Raw genomic sequence first — 19,810 nt, 5'->3', positions numbered from 1 at the left:
GGCCGAAGCCGGTAACGGATTGGTAAAGACTAACCCGTCGAGGCCCGTTCGTCCATGTGAAGCACTATTCGATGCCGGCGGCCCGCTCGGCGTCGGCGATCGCCGTTTGCAGGGTCTCGAAGAGCCCGGGGCCGGCGGCGACGAACATGCGATCGCTCTCGGGCATCCCGGGCAGCCCGCCGACGAAGCCGCCGGCCTCGCCGACGATGAGCCCGCCGGCGGCGTGATCCCACGGGTTCAGCCCGCGTTCGAAGAAGGCGTCGAGCCGCCCCGAGGCGACTGCGCAGAGGTCGAGCGCGGCCGAGCCGATGCGGCGGATGTCGCGCAGCTTCGGCAGCAGGTCGACGAGCGTCTTCGCCTGTTCGAGCCGGCGTTCGGCGGAGTACCCGAAGCCCGTCGCGACGAGCGCGCGGTCCAGCGCGATGCCGGCGTTCACGTGCAGTTCGCGGCCGTTCCCGCGGGCCCCGCCGCCGGCCGAGGCCTCGAACACCTCGCCCGTGACGGGGTTCACGACGACCCCGGCGAGGGCCGTCCATTCCCCCGGCACGGGCGGCCCGTCGACGACGGCGACGCTGATCGACCACGACGGGATGCCGTAGAGGAAGTTGACGGTGCCGTCGATGGGGTCGACGACCCAGTTCAGCCCGCTCGTGCCGTCGATGGTGTCGCCCTCTTCGCCGAGCACGCCGTCGCCCGGCCGGGCGTCGGCGATGAGCGAGCGGATGAGGGCCTCGGTGTCGCGGTCGACGGCGGTCACGATGTCGGTCGCCGTCGATTTCGTGGCCGCGACCTCGACGCCGCCGCGCCTGGCCTCGAGCGCGGACTCCCCGGCGTGGATGGCGATGTCGCGGGCGAGTTCGAGCAGCGTGTGACCCATACCGCCACGCTACCCGCGGGCGCGCCCGCGTGCCGCAGGCGAAGGCCGGCCGGGCCCGGTGCCGCGAGTGGATGCCGCGGGCCACGGCATCCCGAGCCGAAACCGCATTCGGCAGACCGTTCAGAGGATGCCGGTGAGGGTTCCGCCGTCTGCGCGAAGGGCGGCGCCGTTCGTCGCGGAGGAGAGCGGGCTCGCGAGGAAGCCCACGAGGCGGGCGATCTCGGCGGGCTCGATGAAGCGTTGGAGGAGCGAGGTCCGGTTCGAAACCCGCGGCTGGGTGCAGCGGATGCCGGACCCCTCCGACGGCCGATCCACCCTTGCGGTCCTCACCGCAACGGGCCGGGAGAAAGTCGACGACGCCACCCCCGGCCACGTCGAGACCGTCCACCGCCTCGTGCTCGATCGCCTGACGAAGGCGCAGACCAGGCAGCTGCGCGAGATCACCAAGCGCATCGCCGAAGCCATCGACGACGGCGATGCCTGGAAGCCGAGCACGCCCGGCGTCAGCGCATCGTGAGGGCGTCGACGGCCGCGTCGAACTCCCAGTACTCGCCGACGTTCGTCCAGCGCCTGGCGCGGGCGTCGATGACGCGCGCGAGGAAGCGCTCGCCGTCGCTCGCCGCGAACCGCTGGATGCAGCCGACGGGCGAGCCGCCCATCCGCACCCGCCAGAACCCGTCGTGCACGACGATCACTTCCACCACGGCATGCCACCCTACGCGGCAGCGTCCGACAATCCGCCCGGGCCGCTACTCCTCGACCGGGGCGATGAGCTGCGGGCCGTCGGCGCCGCGCTTGATGGGGGCGACCTGTCGCACCTCGAGGGCCTCGGCGACGGGCAGGGACGCCTCGACGGCGCGGTCGGCCATGTCCTGGTCGCCGGTGACGGTCGGGTCCATCCACCAGTCCCAGAGCTCGCGCGGCAGCGGCACGGGGTTGCGGTCGTGGATGCCGATGAGCGCGTCGACGGCGTCCGAGGTGAGGATCGCGACGCTCAGCAGCCAGCGCGAGGAGTCGTCGCGGTCCTTCGTCGGATCCGCCCACCACGAGTACAGCCCCGCCATGCCGATGAGCTCGTCACCGGGCAGGTGGATGTAGAAGGGGGTCTTCCTGCCGTCCTCGTCGGTGTGCCACTCGTAGTAGCCCGAGGCGGGCACGATCGCCCGCTTCGAGGCGAGCGGCCCCTTCCAGCTCGCCTTGGCGGCGAGATCCTCGGATCGCGCGTTGAAGGTGGGGAACTTCAGCTTCGGCTCCTTCGCCCAGCTCGGCACGAGCGACCACCGCGCGGGCTCCAGCCGCCGCACGGGCTCGCCGCGACGTACCCCGTCCTCGTCCTTCGGCACATCCTTCGGCACCGTCGACACGAGCACCGGAACCGTGTCGGTCGGGGCGATGTTCCACGACGGCTCCCAGTCGCGGAAGTCGCCGCCTTGCGCCACGAAATCCGTGATCAGCTCATTGATCTCGTTGCTGAGGGCGAACCGTCCGCACATGCCTTCAGCCTACGCGGCACCCCCGACACGGGTGCGGGCCGAGAAACGGTGGCGAGTGAGGGATTCGAACCCCCGAAGTCGTAGACAGCTGATTTACAGTCAGATCCCTTTGGCCGCTTGGGTAACTCGCCATTGCACCCAACCGCGTTCTTCACACGACCGGGGGCTGAACAAGGATACCCGGCGAAGCGGCGGCGCGGAAATCGGTGCGGGCCCCGGGCGCAGTGGATGCCGCGCTCGCTCAGACCGTGGGCGGGGTGCTCGGCGGCGGCTGCTCGTCGTCGCCGCCGTCGGCGGACGCGTCGCCGGCGTCCGGGGCACCGGAATCCGTACCGGCGGAGTCGCCCGAAGCATCGCCGGCATCGCTCCCACCGCTCGCGAACGGCCCGGTCGCCGACAGGTCGGGGGCGCCGCCGGCGGTGCCGGCCGCGGCGGAGCCCGCGGCATCCGCACCCGAAGCATCGGACGCGCCTGCGGAACGCCGGCGCACCGCCACGATCACCAGCACGATGACGGCGGCCGCGACGAGCACGAGCGCCGTGATGAGCCACGGCAGCACGTTCGCGCCGGTCTCTGCGAGCTGCACGGCCGAACGGGTTCCCGCGAAGTGGTCCATGGGCGCGATGCTAGTGCAGGGCGGGCGGCATCCACCGCCACGACGCGCGCGGCCACCGCCACGACGCGCGCGGCCCCCGCCCCGACGCCGCCGGCGCGCCCGCGCTCAGCCCTGCCGGAAGGGCCAGCCGTTCAGCTCGATCGGCTCGGTCGTCGGTGTGCGTTCGTCGACCGCGGTCGCCGGCCAGCGCGGCCTGCGCGGCGCCCGGCCGGCATCCAGTCCGGCTCCCGCGGCCGGCCCCGTCCACGGCGCCTGCGGGTCCCCGGGCGGCCTGGGCACCGAGCCGCGCAGCCCCGAACGCTGGATGACGCGCTGGATCGTCAGCCCCCGCTCGTCGGGGTCGCCGACGTAGCGGATCTCCTTCAGGCCCTGATCCTGCGCGGCCGATTCGAACACGAAATGCCCGTACCCGAAGATCCGCCCGCCGAGCGGTTTGCGCACCGAGATGTCGAGGATCCGCGAGATCGGCATGGTCGCGATGCGGCGGGTCAGGATGCCGTTCACGCGGAACACGCGGAGGTTCGTGATGACGAAGCGATCGAGGCGCACGTCCAGCAGCCGCCAGACGCCGTGCACGACGAGGAGCCCGGCGGCGATCCACGGCAGCCACGACAGCCACGGCCACGGAGTGGACCACACCCAGATCGACGCGATCAGCAGCGCGACGGCGAGCACGAGTTCGAGGATGGGGCGCACGCCGGCCATCCAATGCTTGACGACCTCGTCGACGATCACCTCGCCCTCGTCGGCGATCAGGTGGCGTTCGACGCGGGAGGCGAAGATGCTCATTCCACCGAGGCGAGCGAGCTGAAGAAGCGGCCGACGGAGTCGCCGACGCCGACGATGCCGCCGACGAGGCCCTGGATCGCGGAGGCCGCGTCCTCGGGGCGGGTGATGAGGAAGAAGAGGCCGAAGACGACGGCGAGCGTGACGGCGATGCGCAGGATCCACTTCACGGGGCGTGTTTCCCTTCGAGACGACGGACGGGGGTGGAGAGCCGCCCCCACAGCCCGGTCCTCATTCTGACGGCAACGGGCGGCCGTCGCGGGCAGCGGTACGGCGCGCCCCGGCATCCGCTCGCCGAATCGGGCGCGGCGATAGGATGCCGTGAACCCGGCCGTTCCGGGCGGAACGAGACCCGGGCGAGGGAGCATGGCCGGCATCGAAGAGGTCGCGAGGCTCGCGGGGGTCTCCACCGCGACCGTCTCGCGCGCCCTCAGCGGCCGCGGGCACGTCTCCCCAGCGGCGAAGGCGAAGGTCGAGGAGGCGGCCGCCCGGCTCGGCTACGTCGTCTCCTCGAACGCGTCGAGCCTCGCCACCGGCCGCACCCGCAACATCGGCGTCGTCGTGCCGTTCCTGAACCGCTGGTTCTTCACCTCGGTGCTCGAGGGCGCCCAGCAGGCCCTGCTCCGCCGCGGCTACGACCTCACCCTCTACAACCTCGCCGGCGACGGGGCCGAGCGGCGCAGCGTCTTCGAGCAGTTCCTCCTCCGCAAGCGAGTGGATGCCGTGATCGCCGTCTCCCTCGAACTCACCGAGGCCGAGGTGCGCCGCCTGCACGAACTCGACAAGCCGCTCGTCGGCGTCGGCGGGCCGATCCCCGGGGTCCGCACCCTCACCATCGACGACGTCGCCGTCGCCCGGCTCGCCACCGAGCACCTCATCGGCCTCGGGCATCGCCGCATCGCGCACATCGGCGGCGACCGCGAATCCGACGTCGACTTCCACCTGCCGACGAACCGCCGGCAGGGCTACGAGCAGGCCCTTGCGGATGCCGGCGTCGCCCCCGACCCGCGACTGTTCGCCGCCTCGGACTTCACCGTGCAGGGCGCCTACGATGCCGCAAAGCAGCTGCTCGGCGCCCCGCACGACCGCCCCACGGCGATCTTCGCCGCCTCGGACGAGATGGCGATCGGCGCGATCCTCGCCGCCCGCGACCTCGGCATCCGCGTGCCCGACGAGGTCTCGGTGATCGGCATCGACGACCACGACCTCGCGCCGTTCTTCGGACTGTCGACCGTGGCGCAGTTCCCGCGCGTGCAGGGCGAGACGGCGGTCTCCGTGCTCATGGAGCAGCTGGAGCCCGGGGCGGTGCGGGCGCCGGCCGTGACGCAGCTGCCGTACGAGCTGCGGGTGCGCTCCTCGACGGCGCGGGCGCAGGAGGCCTGAGCGGGGCGGGCGGGCGCGCGACCCGCTCGGCGCCCGGGTCGGGCGGGCGACCCGCTCGGCGCCCCGGCCGGTCGGGCGCGGTCCGGCATCCACTGCTGCGCGATGTATGGTGCACGAATGCGCGTGACCCGGCTCTTCGTCTACCCCGTCAAAGCGTTCGCCGGGGTGCCGGTCGATCGTGCCGAAGTGCTGCCCTGGGGGCTCGCCGGCGACCGCCGCTGGGGGGTGATCGACGCCGACGCGCGGCCCGTGCGCGCCGACCGCGTGAACGGCCTCATCGGCCTCGGCGCCCGCCTCACCGACGACGGGCTCGTGCTCTCCGACCGCGACGGCGCCGAGCTCGCCGTCCGCACGCCGGTGGATGCCTCCCCCATGCCCGTCGGCCACTCGCGCCAGGGCACGGCGCTGCCCGCCGGCTCCGAGGCCGACGCCTGGCTCACCGCCCGATTCGACCGGCCGTTGCGCCTCGTCTGGCAGCCCGACCCGCGGGCGCGGAGCATCGACCCGGACGACGGGGGCCTGCCCGGCGACACCCTCACCTTCGCCGACGCGGCACCCCTGCTGCTGACCAGCGAAGCCTCCCTCGCGCAGCTCGACGAATGGACCCCGGGCGACGTCGAGCCGCTGGACATGCGCCGCTTCCGCCCGAACGTCGTCATCGACGGCGAGGAGCCCTTCGCCGAGGAGGGCTGGTCGCATGTGCGCCTCGGCGGCCTCCGCTACCGGGTCACGATGGTCTGCGACCGCTGCGTCGTCACGACGATCGACCCCGACACCCTCGAACGCGGCAAGGACCCGATCCGCGTCCTCGCCCAGCACCGCCGCCGCGACGGCAAGACCTGGTTCGGCATCCGGCTCGTGCCCGAGCTGCCGGTCGGGACTGCGGGCCTCGCAGGCGGTGCGGATGCCTCGGGCGCGGATGCCGCCCCGCACCCCGCCCCGAGCGCCGAACTCGCCGTCGGCGACCCGGTGTCGGCCGAGGCCGGCGGCCACGCCGCCGCGTAGACTGGCGCGCATGGCAGATTCGACGTTCGACATCGTCAGCAAGGTCGACAAGATGGAGGCCGACAACGCGGTCAACCAGGCCCGCAAGGAGATCGAGCAACGCTACGACTTCAAGGGCGTGGGCGCATCGGTCGAGTGGTCGGGCGAGAAGATCCTGTTGAAGGCGTCTTCGGAGGAGCGGGTCACGGCCGTCCTCGACGTCGTGCAGTCGAAGTTCATCAAGCGCGGCATCTCGCTGAAGTCCCTCGATTCGGGCGAACCGTACGCCTCGGGCAAGGAGTTCCGCATCGAGGTCGGCCTGAAGAACGGCATCGATCAGGAGCACGCGAAGAAGATCGGCAAGATCATCCGCGACGAGGCGCCGAAGTCGGTCAAGTCGCAGATCCAGGGCGACGAACTGCGGGTCTCCTCGAAGAGCCGCGACGACCTGCAGGCCACGATCTCCCTGCTGAAGGGCGCCGACCTCGACGTCGACCTGCAGTTCGTCAACTTCCGCTGACGCCGCGTTCGCGCGTGCCCGCGCGGCTTCCCCGAGTGGATGCCGTGGCGCGCTGCCATCAGCCGAACCGGATGCCGAGCACCTCGAGGCCGAGGGCGACCCACGCATCCCGGGCGATGAGGAAACCGGCGATGCCGACGATCCACGCCGTGTTCTCGGCCGCATTGCGCTGCAACCAGTCCGCGAGGCGGCGCAGTGCGGGTTCGACGAGCGGGCGGGCGACGATGCGCAGCGCGAGCAGCACGAGCGCCGGCGCGATCATCACCGCGCAGTAGCCGGCGAGCACGAGCGCCGCCGTGGCCGCATCCGCACCCGACGCGGTGATGATGCCGACCGCCCCGAGGTAGGGCAGCATCGTCGCCGCTTCGATGAGGCCGGCGGCGAGCGCGAGCACGACCACGGTGGATGCCGGGCCGTCGCCCATCGCGCGGTCGCGCCAGCGCGCGAGCCGGCCGCCGCCGTTCGCGGGGGCGCCGCCGTTCGCGGGGTGCGGATGCCGGTGCACGCTCGCCCCGCGGCGCTCGCCGGCGCGCCCGGCTTCGCCGTGCGCCGCCGAGTCGGGGCGCGGCCCGGCATCCACTCGCGGCATCCACTCCGCGTCGACGCGCGGGCCCCACGGGCCGGCCTGCGCGCGCTCCACGGGCTCGGGCACGGCCGTCGGCGGGGCGCTCGCGGCATCCGCTCGCGGAAGCGTTTCCTGCTTCTTGCCGCCGATGAAGAAGCTCCACACGAGCAGCCCGGCGCCGATGACGAGCTGCGCCACACGCACCCCCGGCAGCTCGAACACCGCCGCCGCGTCCGTGAGCAGCACGCCGGCGCCGCCCGCGAGCGCCAGGCCCAGCAGGAAGTAGAAGACGGCGATCGTGCCGAGGTAGCCGAGCATGCGCACCGCCCGCACCCGCCCGGGCGCGATGAGGAAGAACACCGGGATGAGCAGCGTGCCGATGCTCAGGCTGTCGACGAGCGCGAGCACGCCGAGGGTCGCGAGCAGTTCAGGGGCCATGGAACGATCCTCCGCGGCGGGCCCGCACGGGGCATCCGGCGAACGACGGCACCGGTGTACATCCTTCGAAGGAGCCGCCGGGGGCACCCGTGTGCTGGGATGGAAGCATGGACGTCCGAGCCCACCCGGTCGCCCGGCGACTCCACGCGATCTACGCACGGCACCCCGTGATCGTCTCGGCAGCCGGAACGATCGCCGTCGGCGCGGCCCTCCTCGCGCTCGGCATCACCGGCCTCTGGCAGAACTACGCGATCTTCGGCCCCGACACCGCGCTCGCCTGGCATGTCCTCATCCTCGCCGCCGCGTTCCCCGTACTGCTCCTCCGACGGCGGCACCCGATCGTCGCCCTCGGCGCCGGCACGATCCTCTTCACCGCCGACATCCTCCTCGGCGGCACCCTCGGCATGCTCATCGTGCTCTTCGACCTCATCTACGCCGCCGCCTACTGGGCGGGCCCCCGGGCCAGGCGCATGCTGCTCGGCATCATCGCCGGCCTCGTCGCGATCAGTTTCGCCCTGCCCGTCGTGCTCGGCGAGCCCGTGCAGATCGTCGTGCTGTTCGGCCTGCAGAACTTCGCGATCCTCGCGACCCCGTACTGGTGGGCGGCGGCCGTGCGGCAGGGCCGCGAACTCGCCGCGAGCGAGGCGGCCCGCGCCGACGACGCCCAGCGGATCGCCGCCCTCGACCGGCAGCAGGCGATCCGCGACGAACGCTCCCGCATGGCGCAGGACCTGCACGACGCGATCGCCGGGGACCTGTCGGCCATCGCGATCCACTCCGAGGCGGCCCTGTCGCGCTCGCCCGACCCCGCGCGCGACCGTGCGGCCCTCGTCGCCGTGCGCGCCGCGAGCGTCGAGGGGCTCGAGCAGATGCGCTCGATGATCGCCCTGCTCCGCACCGGCGACGACTCACCGGGCGCACCGCTGCGGCTCGCCGACCTTCCCGCGATCGTCGCCGCCTCCGAGGCCCCCGTGTCGCTCGTCGGCGAGACGCCCGAGCTGCCCACCGCCGCCGACCAGGCGCTCGCACGCATCATCGCCGAGAGCCTGCGGAACGCGGCCCGGCATGCGCCCGGCTCGCAGGTCGTCATCTCCTTCGCAGTGGATGCCGAGGCGCACCGCGTGCAGGTGCGTTCGACGGGCGGGCGCCCCGCCGACCCGGCCGCGGCCGGAACCGGACACGGCATCCACCTGATGCGGGAACGCGCCGAACGCGTCGGCGGGCGCCTGGAAGCCGGCCCCGACGGCGACGGCTGGCTCGTGACCGTGCGGATGCCGGGGGGCGCCGGAGCCGCGCCGGCCGGGCGGACGCCGGAGTCGCGCGGCGAGCGGCCGGAGCCGCACGGCGGGCGGCCGGAGCCGCACGGCGGGCGGCCGGAGCCGCACGGCGGGCGGCCGGAGCCGCACGGCGACGCCGGGCAGACGCCGCGGTCGCACGGCGACGCCGGGATGCCGGAGGGCGCCGCATGAGCATCCGCATCCTCATCGCCGACGACCACGCCGCGATCCGGGCGGGCCTCCGCGCCATGCTCGACGGCGACGGCATCGAGGTCGTCGGCGAAGCGGCCGACGGCGCAGCGGCCGTACGGAACGCGCGGGCCCTGCGCCCCGACGTCGTCCTCATGGACGTGCGGATGCCCGGGCAAGACGGCATCGAGGCGACCCGCCTCATCGCCGCGGAATCCATCGCGCACGTCCTCGTGCTCACGACCTTCGACGTCGACGACTACGTGTTCGGGGCCGTGCGCGCCGGTGCCGCCGGATTCCTGCTGAAGTCGGCCACCGCCGATACGCTGCGCGACGCAGTGCGGGCCGTCGCCCGGGGCGAGGGCGCGCTCGCCACCGAGGTCACCCGGCGGGTGCTCGCGCGCCTGGCGAGTGCCCCCGAACCCACGCCCCCGGCCGGTTTCGACGAGCTCACTGGGCGCGAACGCGAGGTGCTCGCCGCCCTCGGCCGCGGGCTCTCGAACGCCGAACTGGCCGCCGAGCTCTCGATCTCGGAGACCACCGCGAAGACCCACGTCTCGCGCATCCTCGCCAAGCTCGGCGCCGCCAGCCGCATGCAGCTCGCCGTCATCGCTCGCGAGGCCGGCCTGCGCTGACCGCCGCCCGCCGCCAGCCGCCGGCCGCCGCCCGCGATGGCCGCACTCGGGCATCCGCACCCCGCCCCGCGCGCCGCCGCCCGCCCGCCGCCGGCCGCGATATGGCCGCACTCGGGCATCCGCACCCACCCCGCGCGCCGCCGCCCCACTGCCCTGCGCCACCCACCCCGCGCGCCGCCGCCCCGCGCTCCCGCGCCACCCACCCCACGCGCCGCTGCCCCGCGCTCCCGCGCCACCTCGGCCGCCCTCCGCCGCCGCAGAAGTGCCGATCTCCCGCTGGAGTGCTGACTTCCCGGCACTCCCACGGGAGATCGGCACTTCTACGACGCATTGTTTGGGAGATCGGCACTCCTACGACACCGCATCCTGGAGACCGGCACTCCTAGCGCTTCCGCGTCGCCACTCCCCGAACGGCCGGTGCCTTCGGATCCGGAACGAGCCGCACCCCTGAACGCCCCCGGATCCGCGGCACCCCCATCCGCACCAGCCTCGCCTCGAGCGGTCCGAGCGCGAGCGAGTCGCTCCAGTCCCACCGGTCGAAATCGTTCAAGCGGCGTCGGATCGCGTTCTCGCGATCCTTCTCGTCGATCACCGCGGCGGCGACGCTGTCGGCATCCACACCGGTCATGAAGTACTTGCCGCGCCCGTCCGCTTCGCCACCGACGTTCACCGAGCGCCAGTAGAAGTCCAGGAACGCGCTCATTCCGAACTCCGGGAGATACAGCTCGTGCTGCAGCTCTGGTTCCTCGAACCCGAGTTCCTCGAACGCCAGCCGGTCGACGGATTCCAGCACGCTGCCGGAGTGCTCCCGGGCACGCTGGAGCACCGCCTCGACACGGCGGCTGCCCGCATACGGCAGAAGCGCGGCGTGCATGTCGCGCAGCCGTGACAAGGTCGTCCGCGGGGGAACGCCACCGTGGCGATCGATATGCACGGCGGCGTCGACCGCGACCACGCCGGCTGCGAGGGTGCTGCGGCGGCACAGCTGGATCAGCGTGAACTCGATCGACGTGGTGCGGCATCCGTCGACGACATCGCCGCCGGGATCGACGACCTTCGGCAGGCCGATCCGAACGAGGTCTCCCCGGCGATGCCCCTGGGCGTCGTTCGCCAGGAGGTGGATCTCGCGCGGCCACGCCCCGAAGATCGGCAGCCCTTCGAGCGCCGCTGCCGAGAACCCGGTGAACACGGCATCCGGCATGACCAGCGACGCGGCCAGCACGCGGCAGCGGTACCGTTCCGCAGCGACGTGCCAACCGGGGCCGCTGATTCGCCGCACGTACACGCCGTGCCGCACACGCTCGATCGTGCCCCGCTCGAGTTCCGTGTACAGCTGATGGCGCTCCCCGAGGGCATCCACGTCGCGGAACCGGATGAGGTCGGAGGCGGTCTTCGCCGCGTAGTCGGTCATGACGGAAAGGCTGCCAGGCCGACGTCCGGGGCGGCGACGTCAACCCAGATCTGTGGATGCCCTCATTCACCGCCGCGCCTGTGGAGGACCGGTGTGTGCAGCGTGCGGATCTCCCGCGCGGGCCTCCGTAGGAGGGCCGACCTCCCGAATCCGGCGCCTTAGGAGGGCCGACCTCCCGCAGGAGTGCTGACTTCCCGGCACTCCGGCGGGAGATCGGCACTCCTGGGTGGTCACCGGGGCGGGGCCACGGCGCGATGGTCGCCGGGGCCGAGGCACGGCGCGATGGTCGCCGTAGAAGCGGTGCAGGCAGCCACGGCAGCGGTGCAGGCAGCCACGGCAGCGGTGCAGGCAGCCACGGCAGCGGTGCAGGCAGCCACGGCAGCGTTGCCAGCACGTGGCGGGTGGCGGGGCAGCCGGTGCGGCGGGTGGTGGGGCGGCCGGTGCGGCAGGCGCCGCGGCGGGCCGTGGTGCGGCAGCCGGGGCGGCGGGTGGCGGGGCGGCCGGTGCAGCAGGTGGCGGGGCACCCGGTGCAGCGGGTGGCGGGGCGGCCGGTGCGGCAGGCGCCGGCGCGGGCCGTGGTGCCGGGGCGGCGGCCGGAGGGTGGCGGGGCGGCCGGTGTAGCGGGCGCCCCGACATCGGTGCCACCCCGACATCGGTGCCACCCGACATCCGTGCCACCCGACATCGGTGCCGGCCCGACATCGGTGCCGGCACGTCTCGGGCGCGCTCGGGCATCCGCACCCGGCCGCTCGATACGCTGGCCGGGAGGAGGCCCACGATGGGGGAAGACTGGCGGCCGGACGTGCTCGGCGGCGGTTTCGAGCAGAAGACGCTGCCGCTCGGCGAGGACGCCGAGGGGCCGATCGTCGCGACCCTCGTGCGGTACCGGCCGGGCCCGCGCCTGCGGCTGCGTGCGGGCGCCGCGCAGGGCGCCGACGTGCTGTATGTGCACGGCTGGAACGACTACTTCTTCAATCCCGAGCTCGCGCGGTTCTGGGCGGATGCCGGGGCGCGCTTCCACGCCCTCGACCTCCGCAAGTACGGGCGCAGCCTGCGGCCCGGGCAGACGCCCGGGTTCATCGCCGACCTCAGCGACTACGACGCCGATATCGAGGCGGCGCTCGAGGAGATCGGCCACGGGCAGGGGGCGGCGCCGGCGCGGCCGCTGATCCTCCTCGGGCATTCGACGGGCGGGCTGACGCTGAGCCTCTGGGCGGCGCGGCATCACGGGCGGGCGGCCGCGCTCGTGCTGAACAGCCCGTGGCTGGAGTTCCAGACGAGCCGTATCGGCCGCGAGGCGCTGGCGCCGATGATCTCGCTCGGGGCGCGGGTGAACCCGCTCGGGCCGCTGCCGAACGTCGACCTCGGTTTCTACGCCCGTTCGATCGACCGCGCGCAGGGCGGCGAATGGGAGTACAACCACGAGTGGCGGATGGATCGCGGCTTCCCGACGCACGCCGCATGGCTGGCGGCGATCCTGAAGGGGCAGGCGGCGATCGCAGCGGGGGTGGATGTCGGAAGCCCGGTGCTCGCGCTCGTGTCGGCCCGGTCGACGATCCAGACCCGGTGGAGCGAGGCGATGCGCACGAGCGACATCGTGCTCGTCGTCGACGACATCGCCGAACGCGCCCTGGACCTCGGGCCGTCGGTCACCGTCGACCGCATCGACGGCGCCCTGCACGACATCTTCCTGTCGCGGAAGGCTGCGCGTGCGGCCGCCTATGCGGCGATCACCCGGTGGCTCACCGGGTACCGCCCGCGCGCGTAGGCTGCGCCCGGCCCGGACGCGCGGCCGCCTCGGGAGTGTTGCGGAACTCCGCCCGTCGTGCACCGCAGCGCGTGCGGAGTTCCGCAACACGACCTAGGAGTGCCGATCTCCCGTGGGAGTTCCGACTTCCCGGTACTCCGGCGGGAGATCGGCACTCCTACGGAGCTTTGTTCGGGAGATCGGCACTCCTACGGGGGAGCGGATGCCGGGCGCGGCGGGGCGGGCGCAGCGCGGCGGACGCGGCATGCGCAGCCAGCGCGCGGTGGATGCCGGGCGGGCAGCGCGCAGTGGTCGCAGCGGAACGGCGAGAGCGCCCGGCACGGCGGAACGGCGGGCGCGGCGGAACGGCGGGCGCGGCGGAACGGCGGGCGCGGCGGGCGCGGCGCGGCGGGCGCGGCCGACGCGAGCAGCGCGCGGTGGATGCCGGGCGTCAGCCCAGGGCGAGGGCGACGATCGCGCCGGCGACCATCGAGGGGCCGAAGGGGATGACCGAGGCGAGGGATGCGCGGCGCGAGACGAGGGCGGCGAGGGCGACGATGCCGCCGAGGATGAACGCAGCGACGAGGCCGACGAGCCACGGAGTGACGCCGAACGCCCCGAGGGTGAGGCCGATGAAGCCGGCGAGCTTGACATCGCCCATGCCCATCGAGCGCGGCGAGATCAGGGCGACCACCGCGTAGCTGGCGAGCATCGCCGCACCGCCGGCGAGCGAGCCGAACAGCAGCCCCCAGCCGTGCACCCAGGAGGCGACGACGATCGCGGCGAGCACCGTGACGGTTCCGGCGGCGAGGATCGCGTTCGGCAGGCGGTGCTCGACGAGGTCGACGGCGGCGGCAGCGACCCCTGCGGCGGTGAACAGCAGCGCGGCCGGCAGCAGCGGCGACCAGCCGACGCCCCACGCGACGAGGCCGAACGCGGCGGCGGCGGCCACGGCGATCGCCGTGCGCACACCGGGGCGGTGCAGCCGGGCGCCGTGCGCGTGCGCGTTGGCGACGGTGCGGATCGGCCACCATCCGGCGGCCCAGCCGAAGACCGTCGCGCCGCCGAGGAGGATGACCGTCATGGTCGGCGAGCCTAGTGCGTCGCGCGAAGGCTGCGGCGCGACCCGGCATCCACCTGTGGATAACCCGCAGCCGACCGCGGACGAAGGCGCCCCCGTTACTCCCCCGCGCGCTCCGAATCGGCCTGCGCTCCGGCGTCCGCACCACGGACCTCGTCGGGCAGCTCGTCGCGCGAGATGTGCACCATGTCGTCGCGCGGGACGACCTTGATGCGGGCGCGGCCGAAGGGCTGCCCGGCGGCGATCTCGTGCTCGTCGAGGCGGTGCCAGCCTTCGAGGTCGGTCCAGAGGATGCCGCGGGACTCGAGGAGTTCCACGATCGACTCCTCGGAGGGCGACTCGGGGGTCCACCAGTTGCCGAGGTCGTTGATGAGGTGGGCGACGGTCTCCATCGCGTCGGACTTCGTGTGTCCGATGAGGCCGACGGGGCCGCGCTTGATCCAGCCGGTGGCGTAGACGCCGTAGGCCTGGCGGGTCTCGCCGGTCTCCTTGTCGCGCAGCTGCACCTGTCCCTCGTGGTTCGGGATGATGCCGTAGCGCTTGTCGAACGGGATGCCGGGAAGGGGCGAGCCGAAGTAGCCGACGGCGCGGTAGACGGCCTGCACGGGCAGTTCGCGGATCTCGCCGGTGCCGACGACGCCGCCCTCGCCGTCGGGCTCGGTGCGCTCGTAGCGGATGGCCGAGACCTGCCCGACGTCGTCGCCGACGATCTCGATCGGCTTCGCGAAGAAGTGCAGGTGCAGGCGGCGGGAGGCCTGGCCGGTCTCGCGCCGACGCCACTGGTTCAGCACCTTGTCGATGACGAAGACCTGCTTGTTGCCGGCGACGGCGGCCTTCGCCTGCTCGTCGTAGTCGAAGTCCTCGTCGTAGACGATCATGTCGACATCGCGCAGTTCGCCGAGTTCGCGGAGCTCGAGCGGGGTGAACTTGACCGAGGTGGGGCCGCGGCGGCCGAAGACGTGCACGTCGGTGACGGCCGAGTCCTGCAGGCCCTCGTAGACGTTGTCGGGGATCTCGGTCGGCAGGAGGTCTTCGGCGTGCTTGGCGAGGATGCGCGACACGTCGAGGGCGACGTTGCCGTTGCCAATGACGGCGACCTGCTTCGCGTCGAGGGGCCACTCGCGCGGGTAGTCGGGGTGGCCGTCGTACCAGCTGACGAAGTCGCCGGCGCCGTAGGAGCCGCCCAGTTCGATGCCGGGGATGCCGAGCTCGGCGTCGCGCACGGCGCCGGTCGCGAAGATGACGGCGTGATAGTGGCGCTTGAGGTCGTCGACGGTGAGGTCGCTGCCGAACTCGACGTTGCCGAAGATGCGGATGTCGCCGCGGTCGAGCACCTCGCGGAGGGCGTTGATGATGCCCTTGATGCGCGGGTGGTCGGGGGCGACGCCGTAGCGGACGAGCCCGTAGGGGGCGGGCAGACGGTCGAAGAGGTCGATCGACACGTCGAAGTTGCGCTCGGCCTTCAGGAGGATGTCGGCTGCGTAGATGCCGGCGGGGCCGGCGCCGACGATGGCGAGGCGGAGCTTGTTGCGTTCGGTCACGTCAGTTGGTTCTTTCCACGATGGTCTCGGCGAATCGGGTGAGCGCCTTCTTCACGCCGCCGGCGGGAAGCGGGGCCAGGGCGGCGACGGCGTCGCGAGCCCAGCGGCGGGCTTCGGCCGTGGTCTCGGCGGTGGCCGGGTGCTCGCGGAGCTCTTCGACGAGCGCATCGACGGCGGCGGGCTCTGGCACGGCGAGGGCTGCGGCGGTGTTCGTGTCGACCGATTCGCCGGTGACGGGATCGGCGAAGGCGAGGATGCCGCGTTCGATGCGGGCGAGCAGGTTCGCGGATGCTGCGTCGGAGCGGGCGTGCTCGCGGAGGCGCAGCAGCGGCAGGGTGACGACGCCGGCGCGCAGGTCGGTGCCGGGCACCTTGCCGGTCTCGGCGGGTTTCGGCGAGAGGTCGATGACGTCGTCGACGAGCTGGAAGGCGACGCCGACGCGTTCGCCGAAGTCGACCATGGGCTGCCGGTAGGCGGGGTCGGCATTGGAGAACACGACGCCGGAATGCGCGGCGGCGGCGATCAGCGACCCGGTCTTGTCGGCGAGCACCTGCAGGTAGTGGGCGATGGCGTCGTCGCCGGGCTGGGCGCCGACGGTTTCGTGCAGCTGCCCGAGCACGAGGCGTTCGAAGGTGTCGGCCTGCATGCGGATGGCCCGCTCGCCGAGGTCGGCCATGAGCTGGCTCGCGCGTGCGAAGAGCAGGTCGCCGGTGAGGATCGCGACGGAGTTGCCCCAGACGGTCTGCGCGCTGGGCACGCCGCGGCGCCGCTCGGCCTCGTCCATGACGTCGTCGTGGTAGAGGCTCGCGAGGTGGGTGATCTCGATCGCCTCGGCGGCGGTGACGACCTCGTCGGTGACGCCGTCGCCGAGCTGGGCGGCGAGCAGGGTGAGCATGGGCCGCACGCGCTTGCCGCCGGCCTCGAGCAGGTATCGGGTGGATGCGTCGGCGATCGGGTCGGCGAAGCGCACCTGTTCGGCCAGGCCCGCCTCGACCCGGTCGAGGCCTGCGTCGATCGCCCTGGCCATCGCCTTGTCGGCCGCAGAGGCGAAGATCCGTTCGCTGAGGCCGAGATTGGCGACCAGCGAGGAGGCGCGACGCGCGACCGGAGGGCTGGGATTCACAGCATCCAGCCTACCCGGCGGCGCATGCGCCACGGCCCGGGCTACGAACCGTCGGCGGTGGATGCCGCGGGCTCGCCGCCGGCTGCGGGTTCCTCGGCCTTCGCGGGCTTCCACCCCCGGTGCAGCGCGACGATACCGCCGGTGAGGTTGCGCCAGGCGACCCGTCGGTAGCCGGCGCCCTGGATCATGCGGGCGAGCGCGGCCTGGTCGGGCCACGCGTCGATCGACTCGTTCAGGTAGTCGTAGGCCTGGTCGTTCGAGCTGACGAGCCGCGTGAGCACGGGCATCGCGTAGCGCTGCCAGAGGCCGTACCCGGTGCGGATGAGCGGGTGCGGCGGCTTCGAGAACTCGCAGACGACGAGGCGGCCGCCGGGCTTGGTGACGCGGAAGAACTCGGCGAGCGCCCTGGCGGGGTCGGCGACGTTCCGCAGCCCGAAGGAGATCGTGACGGCATCGAACGTGTCGTCGTCGAAGGGGAGGGCCATGGCATCCGCCTGCACGAACTCGATGTGCGCGCGGTGGGCCTGCCGGGCCCGGCCGACCTCGATCATGCCGGGCGAGAAGTCGGCGGCGACGACGTGGGCGCCGGTGGATGCCAGGCTCGCGCTCGAGGTGCCGGTGCCTGCGGCGACGTCGAGGATCCGTTCCCCCATCTTCGGCGCGACGGCGCGGGTCGTCGCCACACGCCAGAGCGGGGCGTTGCCGACCGAGAGGACGTTGTTGGTGAAGTCGTAGCGGGCCGCGACCTGGTCGAACATGGCCGACACCTGCTCGGGCTGCTTCTCGAGGTCTGCGCGGGTCACCCTCCGAGTGTAGGCGGCCCCGCCGACAGGGGTGCGGCGTACCCTTGAGCGGTGACCGCTGTACGACTCCGGGTGCGCACCGAGCCCATCGACGAGGCCGATCCGCTGCTCCGCCGGGCCGACCCTCGCACGCCGCTCGTGTGGCTGCGCCGCGGCGAGGGCATGATCGGCCTCGGGGAGACGCTCCGCATCGAATCGACGGGGCCGGGCCGCATCGACGACGCCGGCGCCGCATGGGCCGAGCTCGCCGAGCTCGCCGACGTCGACGACCGGGTGGGGCTGCCCGGTACCGGTCTCATCGCCTTCGGCGCGTTCGCCTTCGCCGACGATTCCGCGTCGACGAGCGTGCTCGTGGTGCCGGAGCTCGTGCTCGGCAAACGCGACGGCCGCTCGTGGCTGACGCGCATCGAACTCGTGCCTGGCGGGCGGGGGTCGGGTGCGGATGCCGGTGCGGCGCCCGAGCCGGCCGGGGCGCCCGGCGGCATCCACTCGCCGGACACGTACACCGACACCGACGCCCCCGGCATCCCGGAGCCGGCCCCGCGCCGACGGGCCCCGCGCATCGCCTTCGAGCCGGCTGCGCTGCCACCCGCCGCCTACGAGGCCGCCGTCGCCGAAGCGGTGCGGCGCATCGATGCCGGCGAGCTCGAGAAGGTCGTGCTCGCCCGCACCCAGCAGGGGGAACTGCACGAGGAGGACGGGCTGCGCGCCGTACTCGGCAGCCTCGCCGACGACTACCCCGACACGTGGGTGTTCGCCGTCGACGGCCTCATCGGTGCGAGCCCGGAGACGCTCGTCCGCGTCGACCACGGCACCGTATCGGCGCGCGTGCTCGCCGGAACCGCCCCCCGCGGCGGCGACGAGGAGGCCGACCGGGTGAGCGCAGCCGAGCTCGCGGCATCCGCCAAGAGCCGCTCCGAGCACGCGCTCGCCGTCGCCTCGGCGGTCAAGCGCCTGGAGCCGCACACCGCCCGGCTCGACGCGAGCCCGGAACCGTTCACCCTGCAGCTGCCGAACCTGTGGCACCTCGCGACCGATCTGAAGGGCACGCTCGGCGACGGATCCGACGCCCTCGACCTCGTCCGCGCGGTGCACCCGACGGCGGCCGTCGCCGGCACCCCGCGGAAGAAGGCGGTCGCCGCGATCGCCGAACTCGAAGGCTTCGACCGCGGCCGCTATGCGGGGCCGGTCGGCTGGATCGACGGCGGCGGCGACGGGGAATGGGCGATCGCCCTCCGCAGCGCGCAGGTCGGCGACGACGGCCGGGTGACGGCGTTCGCCGGCTGCGGCATCGTGCACGACTCGGTTCCGGCCGACGAGCTCGCCGAGACCGTCCTGAAGTTCCGCCCGATCGTGGACGCGTTCGGCGGCTGAAGCGGCTGAGGCGCCTCGCCGAGCGGATGCCGGGCCGCACCGCAGCGCGCCGCGGCATCCACCCCGGTGTCAGCTCGCCTCGAGCCTGGCCCGCTCGGCCGCGACGTCGAAGTCCGCCTTCGGCCAGTCGAGGTCCATCGCCTCCAGCGCCTCGATGAGCAGATGCTGCACGGCCAGCCGCGCGTACCACTTGCGGTCGGCGGGCACCGCGAACCACGGCGCCCGCTCGGTCGACGTGCGCTCGAACACCGTCTGGTAGGCGTCGCGGTAGTCGTCCCACAGCATCCGCTCGTCGACGTCGCCCGGCTGATACTTCCAGTGCTTGTCCGGCCGGTCGAGGCGTTCGCGGAGCCGCGCCTTCTGCTCGGCCTTCGACACGTGCAGCATGACCTTGACGACGGTGGTCCCGGCATCCACCAGCTCGTTCTCGAAGTCGACGATGGCGCCGTAGCGCCGCTCGATCTCCTCGGGCGGGGCGAGGTGCCGCACCCGACCGATCAGCACGTCCTCGTAGTGCGAACGGTCGAAGACGCCGATCATGCCGGCCTCGGGCGCGCGCGCGTGGATGCGCCACAAGAAGTCGTGGGCGAGTTCCGCCCGCGTCGGCTTCTTGAAGGCGGCCAGCTGCACGCCCTGCGGGTCGACGGCGCCCATGACGTGGCGCACGATGCCGCCCTTGCCGGCGGTGTCCATCGCCTGCAGCACGAGCAGGATGCGGCGTTCGTCGCCGCCCATGCGGCTGTTGGCGAAGAGCAGTTCCTGCTGGTCGGCGAGGATGCCGGCGCCCTCGGCGAGCGCGGCCTGCCCGGCGCGTTTGCCGCCGTCGAAGCCCGGGGTCGCATCGCTGGCGGCATCCACCAGCCGGAACCCCGGCCCGACCCGCAGCAACGGCGTCGGATCCTCTCCCCAGAATGCCTCGCGCCCCATCGCGTCCCCTTCCGCCATCCCCCTCGACCATGGCCATCCT

The 19,810-nt window shown here is 73.2% G+C and carries 22 protein-coding genes and 1 tRNA gene; 8 read left to right on the top strand and 15 right to left on the bottom strand.

Annotation, left to right across the window (positions count from 1 at the left end):
• Nucleotides 1-64: 64 nt before the first annotated feature.
• The gene (locus G127AT_RS09895; protein WP_210896453.1) at nucleotides 65-877 is read right to left on the bottom strand and encodes an inositol monophosphatase family protein; all 813 of its coding nucleotides are present in this window, start codon (nucleotides 875-877) and stop codon (nucleotides 65-67) included.
• Between the two features lie 120 nt (nucleotides 878-997).
• Entirely contained in the window at nucleotides 998-1,192 is a 195-nt protein-coding gene (locus G127AT_RS09890; protein WP_425305852.1) for an SDR family oxidoreductase, read from the bottom strand.
• On the opposite strand from G127AT_RS09890, the gene G127AT_RS09885 reads away from it, so the two are divergent.
• Nucleotides 1,164-1,394, top strand: coding sequence for a MarR family winged helix-turn-helix transcriptional regulator (locus G127AT_RS09885; RefSeq protein ID WP_210896451.1), 231 nt, complete (start codon nucleotides 1,164-1,166; stop codon nucleotides 1,392-1,394). The two genes, G127AT_RS09890 and G127AT_RS09885, sit on opposite strands and share 29 nt — an antisense overlap.
• Here the strand turns inward: G127AT_RS09885 and G127AT_RS09880 are convergent.
• From G127AT_RS09880 to G127AT_RS09855, 6 genes are all read right to left on the bottom strand, one after another.
• Complete coding sequence (locus G127AT_RS09880) at nucleotides 1,381-1,581, bottom strand: hypothetical protein (RefSeq protein WP_210896449.1); 201 nt, start codon at nucleotides 1,579-1,581, stop codon at nucleotides 1,381-1,383. The genes G127AT_RS09885 and G127AT_RS09880 overlap by 14 nt on opposite strands.
• A gap of 45 nt (nucleotides 1,582-1,626) precedes the next feature.
• Nucleotides 1,627-2,370 (bottom strand): SOS response-associated peptidase, encoded by a 744-nt coding sequence (locus G127AT_RS09875; RefSeq protein WP_210896447.1) that lies wholly within the window; start codon nucleotides 2,368-2,370, stop codon nucleotides 1,627-1,629.
• A 49-nt stretch (nucleotides 2,371-2,419) separates the two neighbouring features.
• A tRNA-Tyr gene (locus tag G127AT_RS09870) sits at nucleotides 2,420-2,501 on the bottom strand.
• Between the two features lie 110 nt (nucleotides 2,502-2,611).
• Nucleotides 2,612-2,986 carry a hypothetical protein gene (locus G127AT_RS09865; RefSeq protein ID WP_210896445.1) on the bottom strand — a complete coding sequence of 125 codons (375 nt, stop codon included), beginning with the start codon at nucleotides 2,984-2,986 and terminating at the stop codon, nucleotides 2,612-2,614.
• Nucleotides 2,987-3,091: 105 nt separating this feature from the next.
• A complete protein-coding gene (locus tag G127AT_RS09860; protein WP_210896443.1) occupies nucleotides 3,092-3,775 on the bottom strand; it encodes a PH domain-containing protein in 684 nt (227 codons plus the stop codon).
• Nucleotides 3,772-3,942: a hypothetical protein gene (locus G127AT_RS09855; protein WP_210896441.1), complete on the bottom strand. Its 171-nt coding sequence runs from the start codon at nucleotides 3,940-3,942 to the stop codon at nucleotides 3,772-3,774. Before G127AT_RS09855 ends, G127AT_RS09860 begins: the two co-directional genes overlap by 4 nt.
• A 196-nt stretch (nucleotides 3,943-4,138) precedes the next feature.
• On the opposite strand from G127AT_RS09855, the gene G127AT_RS09850 reads away from it, so the two are divergent.
• The 3 genes from G127AT_RS09850 (at nucleotide 4,139) to G127AT_RS09840 (ending at nucleotide 6,659) form a co-directional block, all read left to right on the top strand.
• A complete protein-coding gene (locus G127AT_RS09850; protein ID WP_210896439.1) occupies nucleotides 4,139-5,155 on the top strand; it encodes a LacI family DNA-binding transcriptional regulator in 1,017 nt (338 codons plus the stop codon).
• A gap of 117 nt (nucleotides 5,156-5,272) precedes the next feature.
• Complete coding sequence (locus G127AT_RS09845; RefSeq protein ID WP_210896437.1) at nucleotides 5,273-6,160, top strand: MOSC domain-containing protein; 888 nt, start codon at nucleotides 5,273-5,275, stop codon at nucleotides 6,158-6,160.
• Nucleotides 6,161-6,170: 10 nt separating this feature from the next.
• On the top strand, nucleotides 6,171-6,659 hold the full coding sequence (locus tag G127AT_RS09840; RefSeq protein WP_210896435.1) for a YajQ family cyclic di-GMP-binding protein: 489 nt from the start codon (nucleotides 6,171-6,173) through the stop codon (nucleotides 6,657-6,659).
• Nucleotides 6,660-6,717: 58 nt separating this feature from the next.
• Here G127AT_RS09840 and G127AT_RS09835 read toward each other — a convergent pair whose 3' ends face one another.
• Nucleotides 6,718-7,662, bottom strand: a complete 945-nt coding sequence (locus tag G127AT_RS09835) for a GAP family protein (RefSeq protein ID WP_210896432.1) — start codon at nucleotides 7,660-7,662, stop codon at nucleotides 6,718-6,720.
• A gap of 107 nt (nucleotides 7,663-7,769) precedes the next feature.
• On the opposite strand from G127AT_RS09835, the gene G127AT_RS09830 reads away from it, so the two are divergent.
• Entirely contained in the window at nucleotides 7,770-9,131 is a 1,362-nt protein-coding gene (locus tag G127AT_RS09830) for a sensor histidine kinase (RefSeq protein ID WP_210896430.1), read from the top strand.
• Nucleotides 9,128-9,763 carry a response regulator transcription factor gene (locus G127AT_RS09825; protein ID WP_210896428.1) on the top strand — a complete coding sequence of 212 codons (636 nt, stop codon included), beginning with the start codon at nucleotides 9,128-9,130 and terminating at the stop codon, nucleotides 9,761-9,763. The genes G127AT_RS09830 and G127AT_RS09825 overlap by 4 nt, the downstream gene beginning before the upstream one ends.
• A gap of 382 nt (nucleotides 9,764-10,145) precedes the next feature.
• On the opposite strand, the gene G127AT_RS09820 is transcribed toward G127AT_RS09825, so the two are convergent.
• Entirely contained in the window at nucleotides 10,146-11,174 is a 1,029-nt protein-coding gene (locus tag G127AT_RS09820; RefSeq protein ID WP_210896426.1) for a hypothetical protein, read from the bottom strand.
• Nucleotides 11,175-11,952: 778 nt separating this feature from the next.
• On the opposite strand from G127AT_RS09820, the gene G127AT_RS09815 reads away from it, so the two are divergent.
• Nucleotides 11,953-12,942 carry an alpha/beta hydrolase gene (locus G127AT_RS09815; protein ID WP_210896424.1) on the top strand — a complete coding sequence of 330 codons (990 nt, stop codon included), beginning with the start codon at nucleotides 11,953-11,955 and terminating at the stop codon, nucleotides 12,940-12,942.
• A 430-nt stretch (nucleotides 12,943-13,372) separates the two neighbouring features.
• On the opposite strand, the gene G127AT_RS09810 is transcribed toward G127AT_RS09815, so the two are convergent.
• From G127AT_RS09810 to G127AT_RS09795, 4 genes are all read right to left on the bottom strand, one after another.
• Nucleotides 13,373-14,005 carry a prepilin peptidase gene (locus G127AT_RS09810; protein ID WP_210896423.1) on the bottom strand — a complete coding sequence of 211 codons (633 nt, stop codon included), beginning with the start codon at nucleotides 14,003-14,005 and terminating at the stop codon, nucleotides 13,373-13,375.
• 95 nt (nucleotides 14,006-14,100) lie between these two features.
• A complete protein-coding gene (locus tag G127AT_RS09805; RefSeq protein WP_210896421.1) occupies nucleotides 14,101-15,543 on the bottom strand; it encodes an FAD-dependent oxidoreductase in 1,443 nt (480 codons plus the stop codon).
• A gap of 1 nt (nucleotide 15,544) precedes the next feature.
• The gene (locus tag G127AT_RS09800; protein WP_244857517.1) at nucleotides 15,545-16,666 is read right to left on the bottom strand and encodes a polyprenyl synthetase family protein; all 1,122 of its coding nucleotides are present in this window, start codon (nucleotides 16,664-16,666) and stop codon (nucleotides 15,545-15,547) included.
• A gap of 41 nt (nucleotides 16,667-16,707) precedes the next feature.
• Entirely contained in the window at nucleotides 16,708-17,469 is a 762-nt protein-coding gene (locus G127AT_RS09795; protein WP_210896419.1) for a demethylmenaquinone methyltransferase, read from the bottom strand.
• 51 nt (nucleotides 17,470-17,520) lie between these two features.
• Here G127AT_RS09795 and G127AT_RS09790 point away from each other — a divergent pair, with 51 nt between their 5' ends.
• Nucleotides 17,521-18,843, top strand: coding sequence for an isochorismate synthase (locus G127AT_RS09790; RefSeq protein ID WP_210896417.1), 1,323 nt, complete (start codon nucleotides 17,521-17,523; stop codon nucleotides 18,841-18,843).
• Nucleotides 18,844-18,912: 69 nt separating this feature from the next.
• Here the strand turns inward: G127AT_RS09790 and G127AT_RS09785 are convergent, their stop codons facing one another.
• On the bottom strand, nucleotides 18,913-19,770 hold the full coding sequence (locus G127AT_RS09785; RefSeq protein WP_210896415.1) for a polyphosphate kinase 2 family protein: 858 nt from the start codon (nucleotides 19,768-19,770) through the stop codon (nucleotides 18,913-18,915).
• Nucleotides 19,771-19,810: the final 40 nt, after the last annotated feature.

Source organism: Agromyces archimandritae, from assembly GCF_018024495.1.
In the GTDB taxonomy this organism is placed as follows: Bacteria; Actinomycetota; Actinomycetes; order Actinomycetales; family Microbacteriaceae; genus Agromyces; species Agromyces archimandritae.
The sequence above is the reverse complement of the archived record's forward strand: the minus strand, read 5'-3'. Positions and strand labels throughout refer to the sequence as shown.